Genomic DNA, 24645 nt, shown 5'->3' with positions numbered 1-24645 from the left:
CCGGGCGACCCGGCGCCGTCGGCCAACTAGGCTGTGCGCGTGATCCCCGCAGCAGGTACCTCCTCCGTCCGTGTCCGCTTCGCCCCGTCCCCGACCGGCATGTTCCACGTCGGCGGCGCGCGCTCCGCGCTGTTCAACTGGGCCGTCGCCAAGCAGACCGGCGGGACGTTCGTGCTGCGCATCGAGGACACCGACGCCTCGCGCAACAAGCCCGAGTGGGTCGACGGCATCCTCGCCGCCCACGCGGCGCTCGGCATGCACGCCGACGACCCGACGTTCGAGGGCCCGTACTTCCAGTCCGCGAACGTCGACAAGCACCGCGAAGCACTCGCTCGCCTGCTGGAGTCCGGCAGCGCGTACTACTGCGACTGCACCCGCGACGACGTCGCCGCCCGGACCGGCAACCCGCACTCGGGCTACGACGCGTACTGCCGCGACCGCGGCCTGACCGAGGCGCCCGGCCGCGCCCTGCGGTTCCGCACCCCGGACACCGGTGAGACGCGGGTCGTAGACCTGATCCGCGGCAACCCGGTCTTCCCCAACGACGCGATGGAGGACTTCGTCGTGGCCCGGGGGGACGGCTCGCCGGTCTTCCTGCTCGCGAACGTCGTGGACGACCTGGACGAGGGCATCACCCACGTCATCCGCGGCGAGGAGCACCTGTCCAACACGCCCAAGCAGCAGCTGCTCTGGGAGGCGCTGGGCGCCGAGCCGCCCGTGTGGGCGCACCTGCCCGTCATCGTCAACGAGAAGCGCCAGAAGCTCTCCAAGCGTCGGGACAAGGTGGCCCTCGAGGACTACCTCGCCGAGGGCTACCTGCCGGCCGCGATGGTCAACTACCTCATGCTGCTGGGCTGGGCGCCCGGCAACGACGAGGAGATCCTGCCGTTCGACGAGATGATCGAGCGGTTCCGCATCGAGGACGTGAACAGCGCCGCGTCGTTCTTCGACCTCAAGAAGCTCGCGGCGTTCAACGGCGAGTACATCCGGGCGCTGAGCGTCGACGAGTTCGTCGCCGCCGTCGGGCCCTGGCTGCGGGCCCCGCACGCCCCCTGGGCCGAGGAGCAGTTCGACCCCGCCGCGTTCGCCGCCGTGGCGCCGCTGGCCCAGTCCCGCGTGGCGCTGCTCAGCGACATCACCGACAACGTCGACTTCCTGTTCCTCGACCGGCCCGTCGAGGACGAGCGGTCCTGGAAGAAGGCGATGAAGCCCGGTGCCGTCGAGCTCCTGACGGACGTGCGCACGACGCTGTCCACGCTGGAGCCGTGGGAGGCGGAGCCGCTGAAGAACGCCGTGGCGACGGCGGGGGAGTGGCACGGCCTCAAGCTCGGCAAGGCGCAGGCTCCCGTGCGGGTGGCCGTCACCGGGCGCACGATCGGGCTGCCGCTGTTCGAGTCGCTCGAGGTGCTCGGGCGCGAGCGGACCCTCGGCCGGATCGACGCCGCCCTGGCCACCCTCGCCGAGAACCCGCCCCAGGCGCCGGCGCAGTGACCGCGTTCGGCGTCGCCGCCGGTCGTGTCGACGGCGTGCTGCTAGACATCGACGACACCCTCGTGGACACCAAGGGGGCGTTCGCCGCGGCGCTGCGTGCCGTCGCCGAGGCGCACCTGCCCGAGGACGTCGACCACGCGGCGGTGCTGGACCACTGGCGCTCCGACCCGGCCGGGCACTACCGCCGGTACACCCGGGGCGAGACCGACCACCGAACCCAGCGTCGGCTGCGCGCCGACCTGCTGCACCGCACCTTCGGCGGGGCCCCGGTGGGGGAGGACGCCTTCGACGCCTGGGACGAGCTGTTCTGGGGCACCTTCGAGCGGTCGTGGCGCGCGTTCGACGACGCCGCGGCGTTCCTCGACCGGCTGCGCGCGCAGGGCCTGGCCACCGGCGTGGTGACGAACGCGGGCGTGGCGCTCCAGGAGCGCAAGCTCGCCGTCGTCGGGCTCGACCTGCCCGTGCTGGTGGGTGTCGACACGCTGGGCTACGGCAAGCCGCACCCGGACGTCTTCGTCGAGGGTGCGCGGCGGCTCGGCACGATCCCGCCGCGGACCGCCTACGTGGGCGACGAGCCGCGCGTCGACGCCACGGGGGCGCACGAGGCGGGCCTGGTGGGCGTCTGGCTGGACCGGCCCGGTGCCCGGCGTGCCGACGAGCACGACGCCGACGTCGCGGCGATGCGGGCCGCGGGCATCGTCGTCGTGCCCGGGCTGGCCGAGGCGTTCGCGGAGCTCACGGGACCAGGAGCAGGACGGCGGCCAGCGACGTCCCGGTGACCACGACGGCGGAGGCCGCGCCGAGCAGCAGCGTCCGGCTGCCGCTGCGCACGAGCCGCGGCACGTCGACACCCAGCCCGAGGGAGAACATCGCGGCCACGAACAGGCCCGTGCCGAGAGGACCGGCGGCGGTCAGGACCGCGTCCGGCACGACGCCGAGGCTGCGCAGGCCGACGGCGACGAGGAAGCCGACGACGAACCCCGGGACCAGGGCCGGGCCACCGCGCCGTGCCGTGCGGGTCCGTACCGCGGGGCCCGCGGCGCCGACGGGTGCCGCGAGGGCGACCCGACGGCCGCGCACGGCGCCGACGCCGGCCACCAGCGGTGCCAGCAGCACGACCCGCGCCAGCTTGGCGACGGTCGCGGTGGCCAGGGCCGTGGCCACCGCCGCGGGGGCCAGCGGCAGCGCGCCGGCCGCGGCGACGACCTGGGCGACCTCCTGGACGCCCGCGCCGATCCACAGACCGGCCTGCTCCGCCCGCAGGCCCAGCGCGTCGGCGAGCGGCGGGAGCACCAGCACGGCGGCGGTCCCGAACAGGGCGACCATCGCCAGCGCGGCGCCGGTCGACCCGGCGAGGTCCTCGACGGGGCCGTCCTCGGGCCGGTCCGCACCGGTGTGCCGGTGTGCGCGGTCGGGGCGGGCCGGGGCCCGGTCGAGCACCCCGCTGACGGCAGAGACGGCCGCCGCGCCGCAGATGGAGAACCCCGTGGCCAGCAGCAGGGCGGTGTCCCGGGGGACGCGCAGCCGCCGTCCGATCGCGAGCGTGCCGGCGAACGTCGTGGCCACCGTGACCGCCACGACCACCAGCCCGCGCCAGCCCAGGCCGAGCACGTTCGCGACGGACAGCTGCAGCCCGAGCAGCACCACCCCGGCGCGCAGGAGGTGCCGCGCCGTCCAGGCGGTGCCGGGGCCGACGGCGTCGCGCACGCGGGCGGTGGCGCCGCCCGGGGCGCGCCGGGCCAGCACGCCGAGCACCGACCCGGCGGCGGCACCTGCGAGCAGGGCGAGCACGAGGGGTGACAGCGACGGGGCGGCGGTCGCCAGGACCGGGGTCAGGCCCAGTAGCGCGGCGGTCGCCGCGGCGGCCAGGGCGAGGCCGGGCAGGAGTCGCGTCATGGGCCCAGCCTGCGGGGAGGGCCTCGGTCGCGGTAGGCCCAGATGCTGATCCATCCATAGACTGCCGCTATGGCAGAGCGCATCTCGATGGCGGCCCTCGAGCTGCTCGTGGCCGTCGACACCCACGGCTCGATCAGCGCCGCCGCGCGGTCCCTCGGCGTCGCCCAGCCCACCGCGTCGGCCGGTCTGCGCCGGCTGGAGCAGCGCCTGGGCCTGGAGCTGCTGAGCCGCGGGGCGCGGGGCACGGTGCTCACCCCGTCGGGCCGCGCCGCGGCAGGCTGGGCGCGCGAGGTGGTGGAGGCGTCGGACCGCTTCCAGACGGCGGTCGCGGGCATGCGGGCGGGTGCGGCCTCGGCGCTGCGGGTCGCGGCCAGCCTGACGATCGCGGAGTACCTCGTGCCGCGCTGGCTGGGACTCCTGACCGGTGACGCCGACGCCCCGGAGATCGAGCTGACGGTGCGCAACTCCCAGGACGTCACCACGCGGGTGCTCGCCGGGGACGCCGAGCTCGGCTTCGTCGAGAGCCCCGCGGTGGCCCCGGGGCTGCGCAGCCGGACGATCGCGCACGACGAGCTGGTCGCCGTCGTCGCCCGCGCCCACCCGTGGGCCGGCCGGGCCGGCGTGGGCCCCGAGGAGCTGGCCGCGGCCCGGCTCGTGCTGCGCGAGACCGGGTCCGGCACCCGCGAGATCCTCGAGCAGGCCCTGGCGGGTGCCGGGAGCGATCTGCCCGAGCACCTGCCCGCCCTGGGCTCCACGGCAGCGCTGAAGGCCGCCGTGCAGCACGGCGGGTCGGTCGCGGTGCTTTCGGCCCTGACGGTGGCGGAGGACGTCGCGGCGGGCCGTCTGGCCGCCGTGCCGATCGACGGGCTCGACCTGACCCGACGGCTCCGGGTGGTCTGGCGCACCGACGCGCCGCTGTCGGCGGCGGCCCGCCGGCTCAGCGCCGTCGCGCTCGGTACGCCGTCGTGACGTAGGGCAGGGCCACCTCGGTGGTGCCCGACAGGTCGGCGTGGGTCGCGGCGAGGTCCTCGACGCGCTGCACGAGGTGCTCGCGGTCCTCCGGGGACAGCGTCAGGGCGTAGCTGCGCGAGGCGGCCAGCGGGCCGAGCTCCGCCGTCGGCAGGTGGTGGTGCCAGGAGTGCTCGAAGCGCTCCGCCGGACCGAAGCTCTCGTCCAGCGCGGGCGGGGCCGCGCTCTGCGCGGAGTCCGGGGCGAGGGAGTCGCCCTCGTGCAGGATCTCGCCGAAGCGGGCGACCCAGTCGACCCGCTCGTCGCGGTCGTTGGTCAGCACGCCGAGCGTGCCGCCGGGGCGCAGGACGCGGGCGATCTCCGCCGCGGCGCGCGGCGGGTCGAACCAGTGCCAGGCCTGCCCGACCACGACGGCCCCGACGCCGGCGTCGGCCAGCGGGATCCGCTCGGCGGTCCCCGTCCGGGTGTCCACGCCCGGCAGTGCCGCCGAGAGCTCCTCGAGCATCGCGGCGGCCGGGTCGACGGCGACGACGTCGGCCCCGAGCTCGACGAGGCGGCGCGTGAGGAGCCCGGTGCCGGCGGCGAGGTCGAGGACGGGGCCGGTCGTCCCCTCCAGCAGCCAGGACACGGCCTCGGCGGGGTATCCGGGACGGACACGGGCGTAGACGTCGGCGCCCCGGGTGAAGGAGGCGGCTCGGTCGGCGCGGGACGTGGGGTCCGGGTGGGGGGTCATGGCGGACAGCCTGCCAGGGATCACCCTCCGGCTGCCTCCGGACCGCCTCCGTCGGCGCCCTCCGGACGACCGGCCGGACGGGCCGCCGGACGGTCGGTCGACGTGACGAAGGGCACCCGCCGGCCGGTTTGGTTCCAGCGCCCCCGTCGGGTAATGTTTCCGGTCGTTGGGCCACGCAGGGCACGCCGACAATTGTCGGATATGTCAGGCTTGGTCCGGACACCATGGGGTATGGTGTAATTGGCAGCACGAGTGGTTCTGGTCCACTTAGTCTAGGTTCGAGTCCTGGTACCCCAGCGCAGCGCTCTATCTCACATCTCGCGAGGTCGGATCCGGCTCCGCGGTGCGCTAGAGTTCTCACCGGCGAGTCGGCCCTGGTCGACGAACCATAGGCCCCCATCGTCTAGCGGCCTAGGACGCCGCCCTCTCACGGCGGTAACGCGGGTTCAAATCCCGCTGGGGGTACGCATCACCATCCGTGACGGATGGTGAGCAGGCTCCCTTGCGGAGCATCGTCCAGCCCCCATCGTCTAGCGGCCTAGGACGCCGCCCTCTCACGGCGGTAACGCGGGTTCAAATCCCGCTGGGGGTACCAGCACGAAGGCCCGGTCCGTTCGCGGACCGGGCCTTCGTCGTTCCCGGAGCGGTGTCGACGACGACGGGACGACGGTGGACAGGGCCGGCGGACAGGGCCGGCGGGCGGAGCTGGAGGAACAGGTCCGGACCGAGCTAGAGGAACGGGTCCGGGACGATCGGTCCGCCGTCTCCGGCGTCCGGCGGGGTGTCGTGCACGGGCCGACGCCGGGCCGGGATCCAGCCGCGGCGACCCGGGTGCCGGGTGTCCGCCGTCGTCGGCCGCGGGTCCGCCCCGCCGTCGAGCGGCCTGGCACGACCGGTGGCCGCCGCCGGGGGCGCCGGTGCGGGGTCGGGCGTCCCGACGGGCACGACGGGGATCTCCGCCGTCGTCGGGCGCGGCGCGGCGCGGCCGCTCGGGGCGATCGCCGGCGGCGGTGAGGGACTACCGCCGTCCCCCGGGGGCGGCTTCGGCGCGAAGATCGTGTCGCACAGCGTGCGATAGGTCTGGTCCGGGTCGGGGACGTGGTCGATCTGGCGCAGCGCCTGGTCCTGGCCCGCGGACTCCATGACGAAGCGCCCGTAGCCGAGCACCTGGCCCACCGGGGTGCGGGTGTAGCCCATGTCGGTGACCTTGGCCAGCGGCATCATCGCGACCTTGTGGATGATGAACCCGTAGGTGAGGAGCAGGCGCTTGTCGGTCGCGACGAACCACTCGTAGTGCCACTCCGCCCACCGGACGAAGAGGCGCCCGGCGGGCAGCAGCCACAGCACCCAGACGAGTCCGGACCCGCTCGTGGAGTGCAACCAGGCCACGAGCACCGTCGCGGCCAGCGTCGTCGCGATCGGCTCGACCAGCTTGGCCCAGTGCAGCCGTGTGGCCACCGACACCCGTTCGCCGGCCAGCACGTAGCGCCGCAGGTGGCTGTGTCGACGGACCGCGAGGTCGGGGTCCGCGCCGTTCATGACGTCAGGTTCGCGAGGAACTCCCCGAAGCTGGCGAAGGCTCCCGCGATGACGTCCCAGAGGGCCTGGACGATGTCGGCAGCACGCTCGGGGCTCGTCACGATCGCGTAGATCAGGAAGATCACGACGAGCCAGATCAGCAGGGTCTTGGCCTTGGCCGGCATCGGGTCCTCACGCCTCTCGGGTGACGGGACGTTGGTGCCCCGCTCGGGATGAGCCTACTGATCGCGACGTGATGTTTGCGACAATCGGGTCGGCGCGCCGTCAGTCGCCGGCGCGCTGCAGGACCTCGGTGAGCCGGTTCGCGGCCGCGACCACGGAGGCCGAGTGCAGCCGGCCCGGCTGACGGGTCAGCCGCTCGACCGGGCCGGAGACCGAGACCGCCGCGACGATCCGCCCGGACGGCCCGCGCACGGGTGCCGAGACCGACGCCACACCGAGCTCGCGCTCGGAGACCGACTGGGCCCAGCCGCGGCGTCGGACGCCTGACAGGATGGTCGCGGTGAACACGGCCTCCCGCAGCCCGCGGTGCAGGCGGTCCGGCTCCTCCCAGGCGAGCAGGATCTGCGCGGCGGAGCCCGCGTGCATCGTCAGCGTGGCCCCGACCGGGATGGAGTCGCGCAGGCCGACCGGCCGCTCGGCGGCGGCCACGCACACGCGGTGGTCACCCTGGCGGCGATAGAGCTGAGCGCTCTCCCCGGTGTGGTCCCGCAGCGCCGTGAGCACGGGGTTCGCCGCCGCGAGCAGCCGGTCCTCCCCGGCCGCGGTCGCCAGCTCGTTGAGCCGGGGGCCGAGCACGAAACGGCCCTGCATGTCGCGCGCCACGAACCGATGGTGCTCGAGCGCGACCGCGAGGCGGTGCGCGGTCGGACGCGCCAGGCCGGTCGAGGTGACCAGCTGCGCGAGGGTGGCCGGACCGGCCTCCAGTGCGCCCAGTACGGACGCGGCCTTGTCCAGTACGCCGACTCCGCTAGTATCGTCCATAGGTCGATACTGACGTCTCGCGTACTGAGATTGCAAGTTCTCAGGTCCGGGGCCTCCCGCCAGGACGTCAGATCGCGGACGATGGAATGAACGACAGCCGCCCCGGGGCGGCGGACGAGGAGCTCGCCATGGCCGGCACGCTGGCAGAGAAGGTCTGGGATGCGCACCTGGTGCGCCAGGGCACCGACGGGGCACCGGACCTGCTCTACATCGACCTGCACCTGGTGCACGAGGTCACCAGCCCGCAGGCCTTCGAAGGTCTGCGCCTGGCCGGGCGGCCCGTGCGCCGGCCCGACCTGACGATCGCGACCGAGGACCACAACACCCCCACCCTCGACATCGACCTGCCGATCGCCGACCCGACGAGCCGGACCCAGATCGACACGCTGCGCAACAACGCCGCCGAGTTCGGCGTGCGCATCCACTCCCTCGGCGACGCCGACCAGGGCATCGTCCACCAGGTGGGCCCGCAGCTCGGCCTGACGATGCCGGGGCTGACCGTGGTCTGCGGCGACTCGCACACCTCGACCCACGGCGCCTTCGGTGCTCTCGCCTTCGGCATCGGCACCTCCGAGGTCGAGCACGTCCTGGCGACCCAGACGCTGCCGCTCGCCCCGTTCAAGACGATGGCGATCACCGTCAACGGCGACCTGCCGCCCGGCACCACCTCCAAGGACATCATCCTGGCGATCATCGCCAAGATCGGCACCGGCGGCGGCCAGGGCTACGTGCTCGAGTACCGCGGCGAGGCCATCCGGCAGCTCTCGATGGAGGCGCGGATGACCATCTGCAACATGTCCATCGAGGCCGGGGCCCGCGCCGGCATGATCGCCCCGGACGAGACGACCTTCGAGTACCTCGAGGGCCGCCCGCACGCCCCCGAGGGGGAGGACTGGGACGCCGCGGTCGAGTACTGGAGCACGCTGCGCAGCGACGACGACGCCGAGTTCGACGCCGAGGTGGTCCTCGAGGCCGCCGACCTCGAGCCGTTCGTCACCTGGGGCACCAACCCTGGTCAGGGCCTGCCGCTGTCCGCCTCGGTGCCCGTGCCCGCCGAGATCGCCGAGGAGGGCGAGCGCGTCGCCGCCGAGCGGTCCCTGGAGTACATGGGCCTCGAGCCCGGCACCCCGCTGCGCGACATCGCCGTGGACACGGTGTTCATCGGCTCGTGCACCAACGGGCGCATCGAGGACCTGCGGTCTGTCGCCAAGGTCCTCCAGGGCCGCACCAAGGCCGACGACGTCCGCGTGCTCGTCGTGCCGGCGTCGGCTCGCGTGCGCCTGCAGGCCGAGGCCGAGGGCCTGGACGTCGTCTTCAAGGACTTCGGCGCCGAGTGGCGCAACGCCGGGTGCTCGATGTGCCTCGGCATGAACCCCGACCAGCTGCAGCCGGGGGAGCGGGCCGCCTCGACGTCGAACCGCAACTTCGAGGGCCGCCAGGGCAAGGGCGGCCGCACGCACCTGGTCTCGCCGCTGGTGGCGGCCGCGACCGCCGTGCGCGGCACGCTGTCCTCCGTGGCCGACCTCGACCTGGGCGAGGACGTCGACCTGACCACGTTCGACGGGTCCCCGCTGGCGCCGCTGAACGCGCCGTCGTTCGTCTGAGCCCGCCCCGCGCCCTTCCGACAGGAGAACCCTCATGGAGAAGATCGTCACCCACACCGGCGTCGGGGTCCCGCTGCGCCGCAGCAACGTCGACACCGACCAGATCATCCCCGCCGTGTACCTCAAGCGGGTCACGCGCACGGGCTTCGAGGACGCGCTGTTCGCCGCCTGGCGCGGCGACGAGTCGTTCGTCCTCAACCAGGACGCCTACCGCAACGGCTCGGTGCTCGTGGCCGGTCCGGACTTCGGCACGGGCTCCTCGCGCGAGCACGCCGTGTGGGCGCTGAAGGACTACGGCTTCCGCGTCGTGCTGGCCTCCCGGTTCGCCGACATCTTCCGCGGCAACTCGGGCAAGCAGGGCCTCGTGGCCGGCATGGTCGACCAGGACGACATCGAGCTGCTCTGGAAGATCCTCGAGACCAAGCCGGGCACCGAGGTCACGGTCGACCTGGAGCAGCGCACCGTGCACGCCGACGACGTCACCGTGCCGTTCCAGATCGACGACTACACCCGTTGGCGGCTGATGGAGGGGCTCGACGACATCGGCCTCACCCTGCAGCACGAGGAGGACATCTCCGCCTACGAGGCGTCGCGGTCGTCCTGGCGCCCGACGACGCTGCCGGCCAAGCACCTGCCGAAGGTCGAGATCGAGCCGGCGCGTCCGGTGGCCTGACCGCTCCGAGCGCCACGAGCGTGCTGCGGGGGTGCGTCGTCCGACGTGATGACGTGGCCCCGCAGCACGCTCGTTCGTGTCACGACGCCGGTGGCCCCTGACGCACGCGGGCCAGGAGCGACTCCGGCGTGGCCTCGGCCGGGTCCCAGCGCGACTCGACCCACCACGTCGCGCCCGCCTCCCGCAGGGCCGCGACGAGCTCCGCGGCTGCGGTGCCGTCGTCGGGCAGGCGACCCTGCACCACGACGTCGAACGGACGCCCGGCGTCGTCCTGCCGGGACCGCTCCGCCTCGATCCAGGCGACGAGCCCCTCGACGTCGTCGGGCCCCGGCACCTCGGCCGTGCCGCGCAGCTGGGGGACGACGCCGTCCCAGCGCAGCGCGCGGCGCAGGTTCGCCACCGGTGGCCGGGCGGCGTCCCAGACGCCGACCGGCCACACGGGGATGCGGCCCGCGACGGGCCGCTGGGGGAACTGGAACTCACCGGTGCGGACGTGCTCGCCCTCGGCGGCGAAGGGCTCTCCCGTCCAGGAGCGCTCGAGCCAGGCCAGCGTCTCGTCGAGGGCGGCGGCGCGGTCCCTCAGGGCGAGCGGCTGCCCCGGCACCGAGCTGAAGCCGCGGTCGTCGGTGACACCCACGCCCACGGGCAGCACGAGACGGCCCCCGGACAGGTGGTCGACCGTCAGCGCCCGCTGGGCCAGCTCCCACGGTCGGTGCCGGGGAAGCGCGAAGACCATCGCCCCCAGCGTGACGCGTTCGGTGACCGCCGCCGCGGCAGCGAGGATCCCGAACGGGTCCCACGTCGCCACGGCGCCCTCGCCGAGCTCGCCCAGGCTGACGCCGTCCCAGGTGAAGAAGCCGTCCCAGCCGTGCTCCTCGCACGCGCGGGCGAGCTCCACGTGCTGGACCGGTGTGCCGAAGCTGCTGACGAACCCGAACCTCATGCCCGTCACGGTAGGCACGCCCTCCGACACCGGGCGCGCCCCCCACACCGTCCGGCCCGACGAGGGCCGGATGCACATGCTCGTCGGTGACGGCGGCGGGGGGCCGGGACGTAGGGTGACCCGGTGAGCGACAAGCCGACCGTGGAGATCTGGACCGACGGCGCCTGCAAGGGCAACCCCGGTCTCGGGGGATGGGGCGCCCTGCTGCGTTCCGGGGAGCACAGCAAGGAGCTGTTCGGCGGCGAGAAGGTCACCACGAACAACCGCATGGAGCTGACGGCCGTCGTCGAGGCCCTGCGGGCGCTCAAGGGACCCAGCGAGGTCACGCTGCACGTCGACTCCCAGTACGTCATGAACGGCATGAAGTCGTGGATCGCCGGCTGGAAGCGCAACGGCTGGCAGACGTCGGCCAAGAAGCCCGTCAAGAACGTCGACCTGTGGCAGGCCCTGGACGCCGAGGTCGCCGAGCACGACGTGCGCTGGGTCTGGGTCAAGGGCCACGCGGGCGACCCCGGCAACGAGCGCGCCGACCAGCTCGCCAACGCCGGCGTCGACTCCGTGCGCTGAGGGGCGTCCGGCAGCCGGACGCGCCGTTGCGACAGACGTCACAACGCACGCACTCGCGCGCACCCATAGGCTGGGGCCCATGGCTTCCCACTACGACGTCGTCCTCCTTGGAGCTGGCCCCGGCGGCTACGTCGCCGCCATCCGCGCGGCACAGCTCGGCAAGTCCGTCGCCATCATCGAGGAGAAGTACTGGGGTGGTGTGTGCCTCAACGTGGGCTGCATCCCCTCCAAGGCTCTCCTGCGCAACGCCGAGCTGGCGCACATCTTCCACGACCAGGCCGACTACTTCGGCATGTCGGGGGACGTGAGCTTCGACTTCGGCAAGGCGTTCGACCGGTCCCGCGAGGTCGCGGACGGCCGCACCAAGGGCGTCCACTTCCTCATGAAGAAGAACAAGATCACCGAGTACGACGGCCGCGGCACCTTCCGTGACGCGAACACGATCGAGGTGGCGCTGAACGACGGCGGCACCGAGACCGTGACCGGCGACGACGTGATCATCGCGACCGGCTCGCAGGTCAAGCTCCTCCCGGGCGTCGAGCTCTCCGAGAACGTCGTGACCTACGAGAAGCAGATCATGACGCGCGAGCTGCCGTCGTCGATCGCCATCGTGGGCGCCGGCGCCATCGGCATGGAGTTCGCCTACGTCATGAAGAACTACGGCGTGGACGTCACGATCGTGGAGTTCCTCGACCGCGCCCTGCCGAACGAGGACGCCGAGGTCTCCAAGGAGATCGCCAAGCAGTACAAGAAGCTCGGCATCAAGATCCTCACCTCGACCGCGGTGCAGTCCGTCAAGGACAACGGCTCCTCGGTCACCGTCGACTACAAGGGCGTCAAGGACGACAAGCCCGGCTCGCTCGAGGTCGACAAGGTCCTCATGGCGGTCGGCTTCGCGCCGGCGGTGGAGGGCTTCGGCCTGGAGAACACCGGCGTGCAGCTCGACGAGCGCGGCGCGATCGCGATCGACGACCACATGCGCACCAACGTGCCGCACCTCTTCGCCATCGGTGACGTCACCGCGAAGCTCATGCTCGCCCACGTGGCCGAGGCCATGGGCGTCGTCGCGGCCGAGACGATCGCCGGCGCCGAGACCATGACGCTCGGCGACTACCGCATGATGCCGCGCGCGACGTTCTGCTCGCCGCAGGTCGCCTCCTTCGGCCTCACCGAGGCGCAGGCCAAGGACGAGGGCTACGACGTCAAGGTGTCGAAGTTCCCGTTCATGGCCAACGGCAAGGCCCACGGCCTGGGCGAGACCGCCGGCTTCGTCAAGCTCGTCGCGGACTCCACGTACAACGAGCTGCTCGGCGCCCACATGATCGGCCCGGACGTCTCGGAGATGCTGCCCGAGCTCACCCTGGCCCAGAAGTGGGACCTCACGGCCGACGAGGTGGCGCGCAACGTGCACACCCACCCGACCCTGTCGGAGTCGGTCCAGGAGGCCGTGCACGGCCTCGCAGGGCACATGATCAACCTCTGATCGACCCGTCGCGGCCGCACGACGGCGGTCGCCCCGGACGAGGCCCGGTCCTGCGGTACGCCGCGGGACCGGGCCTCGTGCGTGCTTGCCACCTGGCCGTCACGGTTCCCAGGCTGCGCCCAGCCTGACCGCGTACGCTCGGTGGTCCTCGCTGCCCAGCCCCGCGGAGGACTCCGGTGACCCCCCTCGACGTCGTGCTCGTCGTCCTCCTCGTCGCCGCGCTCGCGACCGGGCTGACGCGTGGCGTGCTGTCCACGGTCGGCGGGCTCGTCGGCCTCGTCCTCGGCGGCGCGGTGGCGTTCCTGGCGGTGCCTGTCGTGGTCGACGCGCTGCCCGTGTCCGAGTGGCGCGGGGCGGCCACGGTGCTCCTGGCGGTGGCCGTCCCGCTGCTGTGCCTGTCGCTCGGCGCCGGGGTGGGACGCCGCCTGCGCCAGCAGGTCGACCGCACCCGCGCCGTCCCGCTCGAGCGTCTCCTCGGCGGGGTCGCGAGCCTGCTGGTGGCCGCCGTCGCGCTCTCGTTCATCGGCTCGACGATCAAGGCCACGGGGACTCCGGTCCTGGCCCCGGCCGTGTCGTCGTCGGCGGTCCTGCGCGCCATCGACGCGTACACGCCGGCACCGGTGACGCGGACCCTGGCCCAGGCGCGGGCCGCGGTGCTCGACGACGGTCTGCCGCAGCTGGACGGGCTGCTCGACCCGCGCCGGAGCAGGACGGCCCCCGCTGTCGACCTCGCGGACCCGGCGCTGGAGGCCTCCGCGCAGTCCGTCGCCCGCGTCTGGGGCACCGCCTACGAGTGCGGCACGGGCGTGACCGGGTCCGGCTTCGTCGCGGCGCCGGACCGCGTCGTGACCAACGCGCACGTCGTGGCCGGCGTGGAGCGGCCGCTCGTCGAGCTGCCCGGGCGGACGGCCGAGGAGGGGCGGGTCGTCTACTACGACCCGGAGGCCGACCTCGCCGTCGTGGCGGTCGACGGGCTGGACGCCACCCCGCTGACCATCGCGCCCGCGCTCGAGCGCGGCGACGCGGCGGTCGTGCAGGGCTATCCGTACGGGGGACCGTTCACCTCGACCGGCGCGGAGGTGCTCGACGCCGGGGGAGTGCGGATCCCGGCGTCCGACGGGACGGGCACCGTCGAGCGCGACGTCTACGCCCTCGCCGCGACCGTGCACGGCGGGAGCTCGGGCGGCCCCGTGCTCTCGCCCGACGGCGAGGTCGTCGGCGTGATCTTCGGTCAGTCCCAGTCGGACGACGAGCTGGCCTACGGCGTGACGTCCACCGAGCTGATGCCCGTGGCGGCCCGGCTCGCCGACCTGGACGACGCGGTCGCGCCGGGGCGCTGCGCCGCCTGATCCTCCCGGGACGACCGGACGGGCCACCTTCTCGGGCCGTTCGGCCCTGTCCGCCGGGGGCCGCCGCGTCCACCCTGGAGGTGGAAGGGAGCCGTCATGAGCCCGACCAGCGCATCCCGCCCCGCCCCCCGACCTGCCCCCCGCCCGGCCGCCCGCCCCGAAGCATGGCGCGCCGTCGGGCGCTGTGCCGTCGCCAGCACGTCCCTGCTCGTGCGGGGTCGGGTGCGCCAGCCGCGGTCCCGCGTCGGACGGGTCGTGCGGTTCGCCGACGGCACGCAGGGCCGTGTCTACCGGGAGACGGTCGTCGCCCGGGTGCCCGCCGAGCCCTGCTTCCTGGCCGTCGCCTTCCGGCTGCGGTGGGTCCACGGCCCCCGGGGACACGCGGTGTTCCGCGCCGAGAGCCTGCTCAACACCCCGCTGTTCGTCGGGTTCCCCGGGTTCGTGTCCAAGCTGTGGCTGGCTGCCGACGAGCGGCACGTCTACCGGGGCCTGTACGAGTGGGACGGTGCCGGGCGCGCCGAGGGCTACGCCCGCTCCCTGTGGCGGGTGCTCGAGCTCGTCAGCGAGCGCGGCTCGATCGACTACCGGGTCGTGCCCGGTCTGACCCGCGAGGAGGCGTTGGCGCGGCTCGTGCCGACGGGCACCGGCGACGCCGCGCCGGACGACGGCTGGTGGCGGGTGGTCCCGTGACCGACGTCCTGGTCGTGGGCGCCGGACCCACCGGGCTGGCGACGGCCCTGCAGGCGCACGACCACGGCGCCGCGGTGCGCGTCGTCGAGCGGCGCCCGACGGCGTGGCGTCCGTCGCGCGCGATGATCGTCCACCCCCACACGCTGGAGTCGCTGCGCCCCCTCGGCGTGGCCGAGGCCCTGCTGGACCGTGCCGACCGCTCGCCCCGCGCGCAGGTGCACCTCGGGCGGCGCCTGGTCGACGTCCGGCTGGCCGACGTCGACTGGCCCGCCACCCCGTACCCGCACCTGACGATGGTGCGCCAGGCCGACGTCGAGGACGTGCTCGCGCAGGCGCTCGCGGCCCGGGGCGTCACGGTGGAACGGGGCACCGAGTGCGTCGCGGCCCGGGACGGCGGCACGGCCGGCACGGACGCCGGCGCCGTCCGTGCCGTGCTGCGCGCCGAGGGCGGCGACGAGGAGGCCACGGCCCGCTTCCTCGCCGGCTGCGACGGCCCGGAGAGCACCGTGCGGCGCGGCGCCGGGACCGCCTGGCGCGGCGGCCCGTACCCGGTGGAGGTCCTGCTGGCCGACCTCGAGCTCGACGGCGACCTCGCCCCGGGCGTGCTGCACGCCGTCGTCGCCCGCCGGGGCCTGGTGTTCCTCTTCGCGCTGGGGGAGGGCGCCCCGTGGCGGCTGCTCGCGACCCGTCCGGCGTCCGACGGCGGCGCACCCGTCGGGCAGCCCGGTGCGCCGGTCCCGGCAGACGAGGTCGCGGCGCTCCTCGACGACGCGGGGCTGGGCGCCACGCTCGCCGGCCTGCGCTGGTCGGCACGGGTGCGGCTGCAGCACCGGGTCGCCGGGTCGTTCCGCCAGGGCCGGATCTTCCTCGCCGGGGACGCCGCCCACACCCACTCGCCGGCAGCGGCGCAGGGCATGAACTCCGGCCTCCTCGACGCCGTCAACCTCGGGTGGAAGCTCGCCCTCGCCGCCGGGACGGCGGACCCCTCCCGTGACACCGACAGCCCCCTGCTGGCCTCCTACGACGCCGAGCGGCGCTCGGTGGCCCGTCAGGTCCTCGCCCTGACCCACCTCGTGTTCTTCGGCGAGGCGTCCACGCACCCGCTGCCCGCCCTGCTGCGCGGGACGGTGCTGCCCCTCGCGGCTCCGGTGGTCCCGCTGGCGGTGCGCCGACGTCGGCTCATGGGACTGGTCGTCCGGCTGCTGTCGCAGGACTGGGTCGCCTACCGGCACAGCCCCCTGACGGTCGCGGGACGCCCCGCCCGGGCGGCACCCCGACCGGGGCACCGACTGCGGGACCAGGACGTCACCTGTGCCGGGCGCACCCGCCGCCTGCACGAGCTCACCGCGAGCCCGGGCGTCCACGTCCTGCTCGACCGCGACGCCCCGGCGCTCGACCCCGGCGACCTCGGCCCGCACGTGGCCGTCCACCGCCTCGCGAGCAGCCCGGGGCGGGGTGTCGTCGCCGTGCGCCCCGACGGGTTCGTCGGGTACACGGACGCCGGCGGCGCCCCGCGGGGGCTCAGCGACTGGCTGGGCCGCGTCGGGGCGCGACCGGCGGCGCGCTGACGCTCACGAGCGCAGGTGCACCGGGTGCTGCTCGATCTCGGCGAGGTCGTCCGACGTCTCCTGCAGCAGCCGGTCCGAGAGGTCGCGGAGCGCCCGCGCGGTCGCGAGCTCCTCGCCGATCGCCTCGACCTCGACGTCGTCGGGGTTGCGACGCGCCGTGCCGCGGCCCTCGAGCGTCGTGCCGCTCGACGTGGCCAGCACCGCGTGGGCGGAGGTGATGCCCCGGTCGGGATCGAGGTCCTCGGTCTCGACGAGGTGGACGGTGATCGTCCAGGTGTGCGCCATGGTTCTGCTCCTGTCGGACGGCCCCGGCGATCAGGCCGGGGGACTCTGCCGCGGCACGGTGCCGGCCGGTTCGTGGGTGCCCAGGTCGAGGCGGAACGGCGGGTAGTCGTCCGTCATGAGGGCGGCGTAGGCGGCCACGCGCAGCGCCCAGCGCTGCAGCCCCAGGACCAGGTCGAACATGCTGCGCGGGTAGGTGCCGCGGAAGAGGAGCACCACGGCGGCGAACAGGACGAGCACGCCGACGAGCCCGACACCGGGGGGCCAGTCGGTGACGACGACGGTGCCGTCGGAGGCGATCTCCGTCGTCCGGGAGCTGGTGCCCAGGAAGATGCCGACGACGACGTAGTGCGGGATCGCGAGCAGCCACCACTTGACGAGCACCAGGCCGCGGGAGAGGCGCTGCGGGGGCGTGACGTCCAGGTGGGTGGGGTAGTCGGGCACCTCGTCGAGCGTGAACGGCGGGTAGCGGTCGGTGCCCAGCGCGCCGTAGGAGTAGTACGCGACGCGCCAGCACCAGCGCAGGACGCCGACGTTGAAGGTGAAGATGCCCTGCGGGTAGCGGCCGGTGAACAGGATCGCGAAGAACGCCACGATCGTCAGCACGACGAAGGCGATCCACAGGCCGATCAGCACCACGACGTGGGGGAGGATCAGCAGCCACTTGACCAGCCAGAGCCCCCGGGAGAGCTCGGCGGGCGGTTCGGCCTCCATCCGCAGCGGGTAGCCGCTGCGGGGCTTCTCGGGCATCACGGTCATGAGAGTCTCCCTCGTCCGGTCGCCAGCCGGACGAGGCTGACGACGATCCCGATCGCGCTGCCCACCATCGCGACGACCAGCAGGATGCGGACCACCAGCGCCCAGTCGAAGGTGCCGGCGAAGTCGAACGGGAACACGCGCCACACGACCACGACCGCGACGAGTCCCACCGCCGTGGTCACGACGTCGCCCAGGGCGCGCAGCCGCGGCGGGTCCGCCACGAGGTAGACCAGGTTCGCGACGATGCCGACGACGATCGAGGCGTCCACCGCCGTCAGCACCTCGGTGGTTCGCGGGGTCAGGAACGGCACCGCCTCCCAGCCCGGCCAGCCGTGGATCAGCACGAGCAGCAGACCGTTCACGAGCACGGCGACGGCGTAGCCGACCCGCCGCGAGGCGGCGGAGGGGCGTCGCGCGGTCGTCTCCGTGCCCGTCATACCTCGATGGTGCCGACCCGGGGCGGGCCCTGTCCCGGGCCGTCGGTCCCGCGGGGGCGGGACCTTCGGCCCGGAACAGACGGTGTCACGGCAGCTTGACCTTGCCGGCCTTCATCTTGGCCAGGGAGTACTTCTCGAAGCCGATCTTGAACGCGTGGTTCTGCGGTCCGGGCACCATGACGGCGGCCTTGCGCGGGGGCAGCATGTGGTCGGCGACCATCGCGACGCCGTTGTTGCCGGCGTCCATGACGCACAGCGCCGGGATCTTCGAGAACTCCTTCTCCTCCGTCGGCTCCTCGCCGCGCACCTGGGAGACGATGTTCTTGGCCGCGACGTGCGCCTGCTGCTCGCTGGGGAAGCCGGTCTTCGGGATGCCGGTCGCGACCTGCGTGGTCCAGGGCACGGGCACGGCGGCGGCGATGCCGACGGCGTAGACGTCGTCCCACTTCTCCGACTGGTAGGTCGGGCGGACCGTGACGTAGTTGCCGGCGTCGACCAGGTCGGGCGTCTTGGCGAGGAAGTCCTGGCCGCGGAACGGCGGGACGATCATCGCGAACTTGTACGGCAGCTCGCGCCCGTCGGACAGCACGACGACCTCGGGCTTGATCTCCGCGATCGACTGGTTCGGCTCGACGGTGATGCCCTCCTTCTTGGCGAACATCTTCATCAGCGGCTTCGCCCCGGGCATGCCGTCGATCCCGAAGTGGCCGGCGAACGGCTCGGAGGTGACGTACGTCAGCTTGACCTTGCCGTGCAGGCCGGCGCGGCGCAGCTGGTACGAGGTGTTGAACAGGAACTCGTAGGCGGCGCCGAAGCAGCTCGCGCGCTGCGTCGCGCCGATGACGACGTCGCCCGGGTCGTCGAGGAACCGGCGCCAGGCGTCGTAGGTGCGCTCGGCGTCGTGCAGGGTGGTGATGGTGGGCGTGTCGCGCATCCCGGGGACGACGTCGAGGTCGTTGTGGTACCCGGTGGCGATGACCAGGTAGTCGTAGTCGAACGACCCCTCGGTGGTCTCCACCCGGTGGTGGTCGGGGTCGACGTACGTCGCGGACCCGTGCACGAACCGCACACCCTGCTTGGTGAACGTCGGCTCCAGCGGGAACGTGATGTCGGTGCGGCCCCGGCGCCCGAAGGGCAGCCAGATCAGCGAGGGGTTGAAGACGAACCGGTCGGAGGCCGACACGACCGTGACCTCGGCCTCCTCGCCCAGGTCGGACTTGATGGACAGGGCGGCTGTCATCCCTGCGAAGCTGCCGCCGAGAACCAGGACACGTGCGGTCATGATCGACTCCTTCATCGCGGACCTACCGTTGATTCCAGGCTACTCCTCACACCCTGGGGGGTATGTGTTTGTGACACACTTCACCCGGACGTCAGCAGGCGGCCCGCCCCGTCACGATCTGGCCACGACGCGTGCGCCCCCGCGCGAGTCCGCGCCCGCCGCGTGAAGGTGTGGTGAACGTGAATACTGGGGGCGTGCCGGATGTTGGCACCACCGGGTCGGCGGAGGCAGGATCGTTCGCGCTGCGTACGACCGCGGCAACCGCGCACGATCGCGCCCTGCGAGCCGCCGGCCCGCACCGACGAGCAGCACCACCGTGCTGTGCACTCCCGAGGACAGGACGAACGACGAGCCATGACTGATCTGCTGTACGTCAACGGCGGCACGCCGCTGCAGGGCACCATCGAGGTGCGCGGGGCGAAGAACTTCGTGTCCAAGGCGATGGTGGCGTCGCTGCTGGGGGAGTCGCCGAGCGTGCTGCGCAACGTGCCGCAGATCCGTGACGTCGCGGTCGTGTCCGGTCTGCTCGAGCTGCACGGGGTCAACGTCAAGTACGACCCCGACGCCGGCATCCTCGACCTGGACCCCTCGAACGTCGAGTCGGCCCACGTCGCGGACATCGACGCCCACGCCGGCTCCAGCCGCATCCCGATCCTGTTCTGCGGCCCGCTGCTGCACCGCCTGGGCGAGGCGTTCATCCCCGACCTCGGCGGCTGCCGGATCGGCGACCGGCCGATCAACTACCACCTGGACATCCTGCGGCAGTTCGGTGCCGTCGTGGACAAGCGGCCCAACGGCATCCACCTGCGCGCGCCGCGGCGTCTGCAGGGCACCAAGATCGAGCTGCCCTACCCGTCCGTGGGGGCGACCGAGCAGCTGCTGCTGACGGCCGTGCGCGCCGAGGGCATCACCGAGCTGACCGGCGCGGCCACCGAGCCCGAGATCATGGACCTCATCGCCGTGCTGCAGAAGATGGGCGCGATCATCTCGGTCGACACCGACCGCGTGATCCGGATCGAGGGCGTCGACCAGCTGTGCGGCTACTCGCACACGGCGCTGGGCGACCGCATCGAGGCGGCCTCCTGGGCGTCCGCGGCGCTCGCGACCGGCGGCGACGTGACGATCAAGGGCGCCTCGCAGCCCGAGATGATGACGTTCCTGAACACCTACCGCAAGGTCGGCGGCCAGTTCGACGTCCAGGACGACGGCATCCGGTTCTGGCACCCGGGCGGCGAGCTGCGCTCGATCGTCCTGGAGACCGACGTCCACCCCGGGTTCATGACCGACTGGCAGCAGCCGCTGGTCGTGGCGCTGACCCAGGCCACGGGGCTGTCGATCGTGCACGAGACCGTGTACGAGAACCGCTTCGGCTTCACCGAGGCGCTGCGTCAGATGGGCGCCACGATCCAGGTCTACAAGGAGTGCCTGGGCGGTGCCGCCTGCCGGTTCGGCCGCCGCAACTTCCAGCACTCCGCCGTCGTGTCCGGTCCGACCACGCTCGAGGCCGCCGACATCGAGGTGCCGGACCTGCGCGGCGGGTTCTCCCACCTCATCGCCGCCCTGGCCGCCAAGGGCTCCTCCACGGTGCGCGGGATCAGCCTCATCGACCGCGGCTACGAGTCCTTCCAGGACAAGCTCGAGGCGCTCGGCGCGGACGTCACCCGCGGCTGACACCTCGGGCCGGGCGGCAGGTAGGCTTCCCGCCGTGCCCATCGCCAGACCTGAGTCACGGCTCTACCGCCTCGTCGCGCTCGTCGTGAGGCCGCTGATGTTCTCGATGTGCCGCTACGAGTGGAGCGGCAGCGAAAACTTCCCGACCGACGGCGGCTTCATCGCGGCCGCCAACCACGCGACCGAGCTCGACGCGCTGACCTTCGTGCACTACCTGTTCGACCACGGTGTCGAGCCGCGCGTGCTCGCCAAGCGCGGCCTGTTCGACACCCCGGTCGTGGGCGCGGTGCTGCGGGCGACGAACATGATCCCCGTCGACCGCGGCAGCAAGGCGGCCGCCGCCTCGCTCGAGCGCGCCGGCCGCGAGCTCGGCGAGGGGGCCTGCGTGGCCGTGTTCCCCGAGGGCACCTTGACCCGCGACCCGGACCTGTGGCCGATGGAGCCGAAGACGGGCCTGGCCCGGATCGCCCTGGCGTCGCGGCTCCCGGTCGTCCCGATCGCCCAGTGGGGCGCCACGGAGATCCTGCCGCGGTACGGCAAGCTGCCGCGTCCGTTCCCGCGCAAGCGGGTGCAGACCACCGCCGGCCCGCCGGTGGACCTGTCCGACCTGTACGACCGGCCGCTGGACGCGGCCACCCTGCGCGAGGCGATGGACCGGGTGATGGACGCCATCACCGCCCAGCTCGCCACGCTGCGGGACGAGGTCCCGCCGGAGCACCGGTTCGACCTGCGCAAGCACCCCGACTACGAAGCGAGACAGATGCACTACCCGCCGGTGGAGCGCCCGTGAGCGGCCCGACGACCGCCGTCCTGGGCTCCGGCTCCTGGGGCACGACCTTCGCCATGGTCATGGCCGACGCCGGCTGCGACGTGACGCTGTGGGGCCGCGACGAGGCCCTGGTCCGCCAGGTCGCCGAGGAGCGGCGCAACAGCAAGTACCTGCCCGACGTCGAGCTCCCCGCCATGGCCGCCACGACCGACGCCGCCGTCGCCCTCGCCGGCGCGAAGATCGTCGTCGTCGCCGTGCCGTCCCAGGTGGCCCGCCGCACGCTGGAGCCGCTGCGCGAGCACCTCGAGCCCGACGCCGTCGTGGTCTCGCTGATGAAGGGTGTCGAGCTCAGCACCGACAAGCGGATGAGCCAGGTCGTCGCCGAGGCGCTCGACGTCCCGGCCGGGCGCGTCGCCGTCGTCTCCGGACCGAACCTGGCCAAGGAGATCGCCGCCCGGCAGCCCACCGCGACCGTCGTGGCGTGCTCCGACCCGGACAACGCCCGGCTGGTCGCCGACGCGTGCTCGAGCTCGTACTTCCGCCCGTACACCAACACCGACGTCGTCGGCGTCGAGCTGTGCGGCGCGGTGAAGAACATCATCGCGCTCGCCGTCGGCATGGCGCAGGGCAGCGGCTTCGGCTGGAACACCACCGCGACCGTCATCACCCGCGGCCTGGTGGAGATCACCCGGCTGGGACGTGCCCTCGGCGCCGAGCAGGAGACCTTCTCCGGGCTGGCGGGCATGGGCGACCTCGTCGCGACCTGCGCCTCGCCGCTGTCCCGCAACCACTCGCTGGGCAAGTACGTCGGCCAGGGCATGACGCTCGACGAGGCGCTCGAGGCCACCGGGACGACGGCGGAGGGCGTGAAGTCCTCGCGCTCGGTCCTGGAGCTGGCCCAGCAGCACGACGTGGACATGCCGATCACGGCCGGCGTGGTGGCGGTGCTGCACGAGGGCCTCTCGGTCGACGAGATGGCCCGCGCGCTGCTCTCGCGCCCGCAGAAGTCCGAGAGCGTCGCCGACTGACGCCCGGCGCTCAGCTGCCGACGTCGACCACGACCCGCGTGGGGTCCTTCAGGGAGAACACGCGGAACGGCCGCGGCTCGCCGTCGACGCCGACGAACGCCGTCGTCGTGCCCTCGAAGACGAAGCTGTAGACGACCTCCTCGACGGAGCCGCCCGGCCCCGCGACGGGGTCGCCGTCGTACTCGGTGACGCCGGTGTCCGTCGGGTAGCCGGTCCCGGTGATCCCGACCTCCAGCACCGAGTCCCCGCCGACGTCGAGCTCCTCGCCGCGGCCCGGCTCGAGCGCCGCCTCGACGTACTGCGCCCGCCACCCGGGCGTCCCGGTGCCCTCCAGGTCGAACACGACCCGGTCGTAGCCGTCGTGGGAGCCGACGCGGACGTCCGTGACGGTGAGCAGCGCGTCGTCGCTCGCGGCGGACTCGTCCAGGGCGGTGCCGCCCTCGAACGGGGTCTCGGGCTCGGTCGGGGTCGCGTCGTCGGTCGGCTCGTCGGTGGCCTCGTCGGTCGGCTCCTCGGTCGGCGTCTCCTCGTCCTCCGGCGCGCTCGACGCGGCGGTGGGCGACGACGACTCCGTCGCGGGCGCGCCGCCGCCGTAGCCGGGCAGCCCGTCGCCGTCCCCGCACGCGGCGAGCAGGGCGGCGCCCGCCACGAGCGCGACGGCGCCCACGGTCCGACGACGGTGCGGTGAGCGCTGCACGGTGCCTCCCTGCTCGACGGTTCCCTGCCTCGAGCCTAGGGCCGCGCCGGGCGTCCGGCACGGTGTCCCCGCACCGCCACCGGTCAGGAGGCGGCGCGGTCGAGCGCCTGGGCCAGGTCCGCCCACAGGTCCTCGACGTCCTCGACACCGACCGACAGCCGGACGAGGTCCTCGGGCACCGTGGGGGACTCGGTCGCGAGGCGCCGACGGCGCTCCAGCATCGACTCCACGCCGCCCAGGGACGTCGCCGGCACCCACAGCCGCACCGCGTCGACCAGCGCGTCCGCCCCCGCCGGCCCGCCGACGGGCCGCACCCCCACGACGGCACCGAAGTGCGCCATCTGCGCCGCCGCCCGCGCGTGGCCGGGGTCGTCGGGCAGGGAGGGGTGCCGCACCTCGGCCACGGCCGGGTGCTCGCGCAGGCGGCGGGCGATCTCGGCGGCGTTGGCGGTGGCGCGCTCGACGCGCAGGTGCAGCGTGCGCAGCCCGCGCAGCGCCAGGAAGACCTCCATCGGGCCCGCGATCGCGCCGTGCAGGGTCCGGTAGGCGCGGACCTCGTCGGCCCGCTGCGCGTCGTTCGTCAGCACCGCGCCGAGGACGACGTCGGAGTGGCCGGAGAGGTACTTGGTCACCGAGTGCACGACGACGTCCGCCCCCAGGGCGAGGGGCTGCTGGCCCAGGGGGGTGGCGAACGTGTTGTCCACCACCGACCGCACGCCGCGCTCGCGGGCGGCGGCCAGGACGGCGGGCAGGTCGGCGACCTCCAGCATCGGGTTCGTCGGCGACTCGAGCACGAGCAGGGCGGCGCCGTCGAGCGCCGCCACGACGGCGTCGGTGTCCGCGACGTCCACGCGCCGCACCTCGACGTCGTACCGCGTGGCCCGGTCGTCCAGGTAGCCGAGCGTGACCTGGTAGGCGTGCCGGGGCACGACGACGGCGCTGCCCGGGGGCAGGTCGCCGACGGCCGCGGCGATCGCGGCCATGCCGGAGGCGAGGACGACGCCGTGGGCCGCACCCTCGAGCGCGGCGAGCGTCTCCTCGAAGGTCTCCCAGGTCTCGTTGCCGCCGCGGGCGTAGAGCAGCTCGTCGCCGGGCACGCCGCGCGAGACGTAGGTGGAGGTCAGGGAGACCGGCGCGTTGACCGGGCCGCCCTGGGTCCGGGCGGGCCGGCCGGCGGTCACGGCGACGGTGGCGGGGGCGAGGTGCGGGTCGTGCGTCATGGCAGCACAGC

Annotated in this window: 25 protein-coding genes and 3 tRNA genes; 16 read left to right on the top strand and 12 right to left on the bottom strand. The window is 73.6% G+C overall.

Going from position 1 to position 24645, the window contains the following annotated elements:
* Window positions 1-39: 39 nt before the first annotated feature.
* Together gltX and PO879_RS10980 are read left to right on the top strand one after the other, a co-directional pair.
* Window positions 40-1491: a glutamate--tRNA ligase gene (gene gltX, locus PO879_RS10985; RefSeq protein ID WP_278234940.1), complete on the top strand. Its 1452-nt coding sequence runs from the start codon at window positions 40-42 to the stop codon at window positions 1489-1491.
* A complete protein-coding gene (locus PO879_RS10980) occupies window positions 1488-2270 on the top strand; it encodes an HAD family hydrolase (protein WP_278234939.1) in 783 nt (260 codons plus the stop codon). Before gltX ends, PO879_RS10980 begins: the two co-directional genes overlap by 4 nt.
* Here PO879_RS10980 and PO879_RS10975 read toward each other — a convergent pair.
* Window positions 2227-3387: a putative sulfate exporter family transporter gene (locus PO879_RS10975; RefSeq protein ID WP_278234938.1), complete on the bottom strand. Its 1161-nt coding sequence runs from the start codon at window positions 3385-3387 to the stop codon at window positions 2227-2229. The two genes, PO879_RS10980 and PO879_RS10975, sit on opposite strands and share 44 nt — an antisense overlap.
* A gap of 69 nt (window positions 3388-3456) precedes the next feature.
* Here PO879_RS10975 and PO879_RS10970 point away from each other — a divergent pair, with 69 nt between their 5' ends.
* Window positions 3457-4356, top strand: a complete 900-nt coding sequence (locus tag PO879_RS10970) for a LysR family transcriptional regulator (protein ID WP_278234937.1) — start codon at window positions 3457-3459, stop codon at window positions 4354-4356.
* Here PO879_RS10970 and PO879_RS10965 read toward each other — a convergent pair.
* A complete protein-coding gene (locus tag PO879_RS10965; protein ID WP_278234936.1) occupies window positions 4325-5089 on the bottom strand; it encodes a class I SAM-dependent methyltransferase in 765 nt (254 codons plus the stop codon). The two genes, PO879_RS10970 and PO879_RS10965, sit on opposite strands and share 32 nt — an antisense overlap.
* 225 nt (window positions 5090-5314) lie before the next feature.
* Between PO879_RS10965 and PO879_RS10960 the strand changes: the two genes are divergently transcribed.
* From PO879_RS10960 to PO879_RS10950, 3 genes are all read left to right on the top strand, one after another.
* Window positions 5315-5386 (top strand) — tRNA-Gln (locus tag PO879_RS10960).
* Between the two features lie 95 nt (window positions 5387-5481).
* A tRNA-Glu gene (locus tag PO879_RS10955) sits at window positions 5482-5554 on the top strand.
* 54 nt (window positions 5555-5608) lie between these two features.
* A tRNA-Glu gene (locus PO879_RS10950) sits at window positions 5609-5684 on the top strand.
* 134 nt (window positions 5685-5818) lie between these two features.
* Here the strand turns inward: PO879_RS10950 and PO879_RS10945 are convergent.
* From PO879_RS10945 to PO879_RS10935, 3 genes are all read right to left on the bottom strand, one after another.
* Window positions 5819-6628, bottom strand: coding sequence for a PH domain-containing protein (locus PO879_RS10945; RefSeq protein WP_278234935.1), 810 nt, complete (start codon window positions 6626-6628; stop codon window positions 5819-5821).
* Window positions 6625-6792 carry a hypothetical protein gene (locus tag PO879_RS10940; RefSeq protein WP_278234934.1) on the bottom strand — a complete coding sequence of 56 codons (168 nt, stop codon included), beginning with the start codon at window positions 6790-6792 and terminating at the stop codon, window positions 6625-6627. The genes PO879_RS10945 and PO879_RS10940 overlap by 4 nt, the downstream gene beginning before the upstream one ends.
* Before the next feature lie 100 nt (window positions 6793-6892).
* Window positions 6893-7612 carry an IclR family transcriptional regulator gene (locus PO879_RS10935; RefSeq protein ID WP_278234933.1) on the bottom strand — a complete coding sequence of 240 codons (720 nt, stop codon included), beginning with the start codon at window positions 7610-7612 and terminating at the stop codon, window positions 6893-6895.
* A 128-nt stretch (window positions 7613-7740) separates the two neighbouring features.
* Here PO879_RS10935 and leuC point away from each other — a divergent pair, with 128 nt between their 5' ends.
* Window positions 7741-9216 carry a 3-isopropylmalate dehydratase large subunit gene (gene leuC / locus PO879_RS10930; RefSeq protein WP_278237508.1) on the top strand — a complete coding sequence of 492 codons (1476 nt, stop codon included), beginning with the start codon at window positions 7741-7743 and terminating at the stop codon, window positions 9214-9216.
* Window positions 9217-9250: 34 nt separating this feature from the next.
* Window positions 9251-9889 (top strand): 3-isopropylmalate dehydratase small subunit, encoded by a 639-nt coding sequence (leuD, locus tag PO879_RS10925; RefSeq protein WP_278234932.1) that lies wholly within the window; start codon window positions 9251-9253, stop codon window positions 9887-9889.
* Between the two features lie 79 nt (window positions 9890-9968).
* Here leuD and PO879_RS10920 read toward each other — a convergent pair whose 3' ends face one another.
* Window positions 9969-10832, bottom strand: coding sequence for an LLM class flavin-dependent oxidoreductase (locus PO879_RS10920; RefSeq protein ID WP_278234931.1), 864 nt, complete (start codon window positions 10830-10832; stop codon window positions 9969-9971).
* Window positions 10833-10955: 123 nt separating this feature from the next.
* Between PO879_RS10920 and rnhA the strand changes: the two genes are divergently transcribed.
* The 5 genes from rnhA (at window position 10956) to PO879_RS10895 (ending at window position 16489) form a co-directional block, all read left to right on the top strand.
* Entirely contained in the window at window positions 10956-11399 is a 444-nt protein-coding gene (gene rnhA / locus PO879_RS10915; RefSeq protein ID WP_278234930.1) for a ribonuclease HI, read from the top strand.
* A gap of 79 nt (window positions 11400-11478) precedes the next feature.
* A complete protein-coding gene (gene lpdA / locus PO879_RS10910; protein WP_278234929.1) occupies window positions 11479-12882 on the top strand; it encodes a dihydrolipoyl dehydrogenase in 1404 nt (467 codons plus the stop codon).
* A 176-nt stretch (window positions 12883-13058) separates the two neighbouring features.
* Window positions 13059-14231 (top strand): MarP family serine protease, encoded by a 1173-nt coding sequence (locus PO879_RS10905; RefSeq protein WP_278234928.1) that lies wholly within the window; start codon window positions 13059-13061, stop codon window positions 14229-14231.
* Window positions 14232-14327: 96 nt separating this feature from the next.
* Window positions 14328-14921 (top strand): hypothetical protein, encoded by a 594-nt coding sequence (locus PO879_RS10900; protein WP_278234927.1) that lies wholly within the window; start codon window positions 14328-14330, stop codon window positions 14919-14921.
* Entirely contained in the window at window positions 14918-16489 is a 1572-nt protein-coding gene (locus tag PO879_RS10895) for an FAD-dependent monooxygenase (protein ID WP_278234926.1), read from the top strand. Before PO879_RS10900 ends, PO879_RS10895 begins: the two co-directional genes overlap by 4 nt.
* A gap of 3 nt (window positions 16490-16492) precedes the next feature.
* Here PO879_RS10895 and PO879_RS10890 read toward each other — a convergent pair whose 3' ends face one another.
* The 4 genes from PO879_RS10890 to PO879_RS10875 all read right to left on the bottom strand — a co-directional run bounded on the left by PO879_RS10890 (window position 16493) and on the right by PO879_RS10875 (window position 19249).
* Window positions 16493-16774 (bottom strand): DUF1876 domain-containing protein, encoded by a 282-nt coding sequence (locus tag PO879_RS10890; RefSeq protein ID WP_278234925.1) that lies wholly within the window; start codon window positions 16772-16774, stop codon window positions 16493-16495.
* A gap of 30 nt (window positions 16775-16804) precedes the next feature.
* Window positions 16805-17530 carry a DUF4389 domain-containing protein gene (locus tag PO879_RS10885; protein WP_278234924.1) on the bottom strand — a complete coding sequence of 242 codons (726 nt, stop codon included), beginning with the start codon at window positions 17528-17530 and terminating at the stop codon, window positions 16805-16807.
* Complete coding sequence (locus tag PO879_RS10880) at window positions 17527-17967, bottom strand: hypothetical protein (protein ID WP_278234923.1); 441 nt, start codon at window positions 17965-17967, stop codon at window positions 17527-17529. Before PO879_RS10880 ends, PO879_RS10885 begins: the two co-directional genes overlap by 4 nt.
* A gap of 85 nt (window positions 17968-18052) precedes the next feature.
* Entirely contained in the window at window positions 18053-19249 is a 1197-nt protein-coding gene (locus tag PO879_RS10875) for an FAD-dependent oxidoreductase (protein ID WP_278234922.1), read from the bottom strand.
* A 354-nt stretch (window positions 19250-19603) separates the two neighbouring features.
* On the opposite strand from PO879_RS10875, the gene murA reads away from it, so the two are divergent.
* Genes murA through PO879_RS10860 form a run of 3 tightly spaced genes read left to right on the top strand, consistent with a single transcriptional unit; the run spans window position 19604 to window position 22717 of the window.
* Window positions 19604-20920, top strand: a complete 1317-nt coding sequence (murA, locus tag PO879_RS10870) for a UDP-N-acetylglucosamine 1-carboxyvinyltransferase (RefSeq protein ID WP_278234921.1) — start codon at window positions 19604-19606, stop codon at window positions 20918-20920.
* Window positions 20921-20954: 34 nt separating this feature from the next.
* The gene (locus PO879_RS10865; protein ID WP_278234920.1) at window positions 20955-21710 is read left to right on the top strand and encodes a lysophospholipid acyltransferase family protein; all 756 of its coding nucleotides are present in this window, start codon (window positions 20955-20957) and stop codon (window positions 21708-21710) included.
* The gene (locus tag PO879_RS10860) at window positions 21707-22717 is read left to right on the top strand and encodes an NAD(P)H-dependent glycerol-3-phosphate dehydrogenase (RefSeq protein ID WP_278234919.1); all 1011 of its coding nucleotides are present in this window, start codon (window positions 21707-21709) and stop codon (window positions 22715-22717) included. Before PO879_RS10865 ends, PO879_RS10860 begins: the two co-directional genes overlap by 4 nt.
* Before the next feature lie 10 nt (window positions 22718-22727).
* On the opposite strand, the gene PO879_RS10855 is transcribed toward PO879_RS10860, so the two are convergent.
* A complete protein-coding gene (locus PO879_RS10855; RefSeq protein WP_278234918.1) occupies window positions 22728-23414 on the bottom strand; it encodes a hypothetical protein in 687 nt (228 codons plus the stop codon).
* An 83-nt stretch (window positions 23415-23497) separates the two neighbouring features.
* Window positions 23498-24634, bottom strand: a complete 1137-nt coding sequence (locus PO879_RS10850) for a PLP-dependent aspartate aminotransferase family protein (protein WP_278234917.1) — start codon at window positions 24632-24634, stop codon at window positions 23498-23500.
* Window positions 24635-24645 lie beyond the last annotated feature (11 nt).

Origin of the sequence: Isoptericola sp. AK164 (assembly GCF_029643425.1) — a bacterium.
GTDB lineage: Bacteria > Actinomycetota > Actinomycetes > Actinomycetales > Cellulomonadaceae > Isoptericola > Isoptericola haloaureus.
Note: the sequence above shows the minus strand (reverse complement) of the source record. Positions and strands in the feature narration are given on the sequence as shown.

Bases quoted from the DNA above. Each gene is read 5' to 3' on its own strand.
- PO879_RS10885 (WP_278234924.1), bottom strand. From the start codon at position 17,530: ATGACCGTGATGCCCGAGAAGCCCCGCAGCGGCTACCCGCTGCGGATG.
- PO879_RS10880 (WP_278234923.1), bottom strand. From the start codon at position 17,967: ATGACGGGCACGGAGACGACCGCGCGACGCCCCTCCGCCGCCTCGCGG.
- leuC (WP_278237508.1), top strand. From the start codon at position 7,741: ATGGCCGGCACGCTGGCAGAGAAGGTCTGGGATGCGCACCTGGTGCGC.
- leuD (WP_278234932.1), top strand. From the start codon at position 9,251: ATGGAGAAGATCGTCACCCACACCGGCGTCGGGGTCCCGCTGCGCCGC.
- lpdA (WP_278234929.1), top strand. From the start codon at position 11,479: ATGGCTTCCCACTACGACGTCGTCCTCCTTGGAGCTGGCCCCGGCGGC.
- murA (WP_278234921.1), top strand. From the start codon at position 19,604: ATGACTGATCTGCTGTACGTCAACGGCGGCACGCCGCTGCAGGGCACC.
- PO879_RS10940 (WP_278234934.1), bottom strand. From the start codon at position 6,792: ATGCCGGCCAAGGCCAAGACCCTGCTGATCTGGCTCGTCGTGATCTTC.
- PO879_RS10900 (WP_278234927.1), top strand. From the start codon at position 14,328: ATGAGCCCGACCAGCGCATCCCGCCCCGCCCCCCGACCTGCCCCCCGC.
- PO879_RS10850 (WP_278234917.1), bottom strand. From the start codon at position 24,634: ATGACGCACGACCCGCACCTCGCCCCCGCCACCGTCGCCGTGACCGCC.
- PO879_RS10975 (WP_278234938.1), bottom strand. From the start codon at position 3,387: ATGACGCGACTCCTGCCCGGCCTCGCCCTGGCCGCCGCGGCGACCGCC.
- PO879_RS10920 (WP_278234931.1), bottom strand. From the start codon at position 10,832: ATGAGGTTCGGGTTCGTCAGCAGCTTCGGCACACCGGTCCAGCACGTG.
- PO879_RS10945 (WP_278234935.1), bottom strand. From the start codon at position 6,628: ATGAACGGCGCGGACCCCGACCTCGCGGTCCGTCGACACAGCCACCTG.
- PO879_RS10875 (WP_278234922.1), bottom strand. From the start codon at position 19,249: ATGACCGCACGTGTCCTGGTTCTCGGCGGCAGCTTCGCAGGGATGACA.
- PO879_RS10965 (WP_278234936.1), bottom strand. From the start codon at position 5,089: ATGACCCCCCACCCGGACCCCACGTCCCGCGCCGACCGAGCCGCCTCC.
- PO879_RS10970 (WP_278234937.1), top strand. From the start codon at position 3,457: ATGGCAGAGCGCATCTCGATGGCGGCCCTCGAGCTGCTCGTGGCCGTC.
- PO879_RS10935 (WP_278234933.1), bottom strand. From the start codon at position 7,612: ATGGACGATACTAGCGGAGTCGGCGTACTGGACAAGGCCGCGTCCGTA.
- PO879_RS10890 (WP_278234925.1), bottom strand. From the start codon at position 16,774: ATGGCGCACACCTGGACGATCACCGTCCACCTCGTCGAGACCGAGGAC.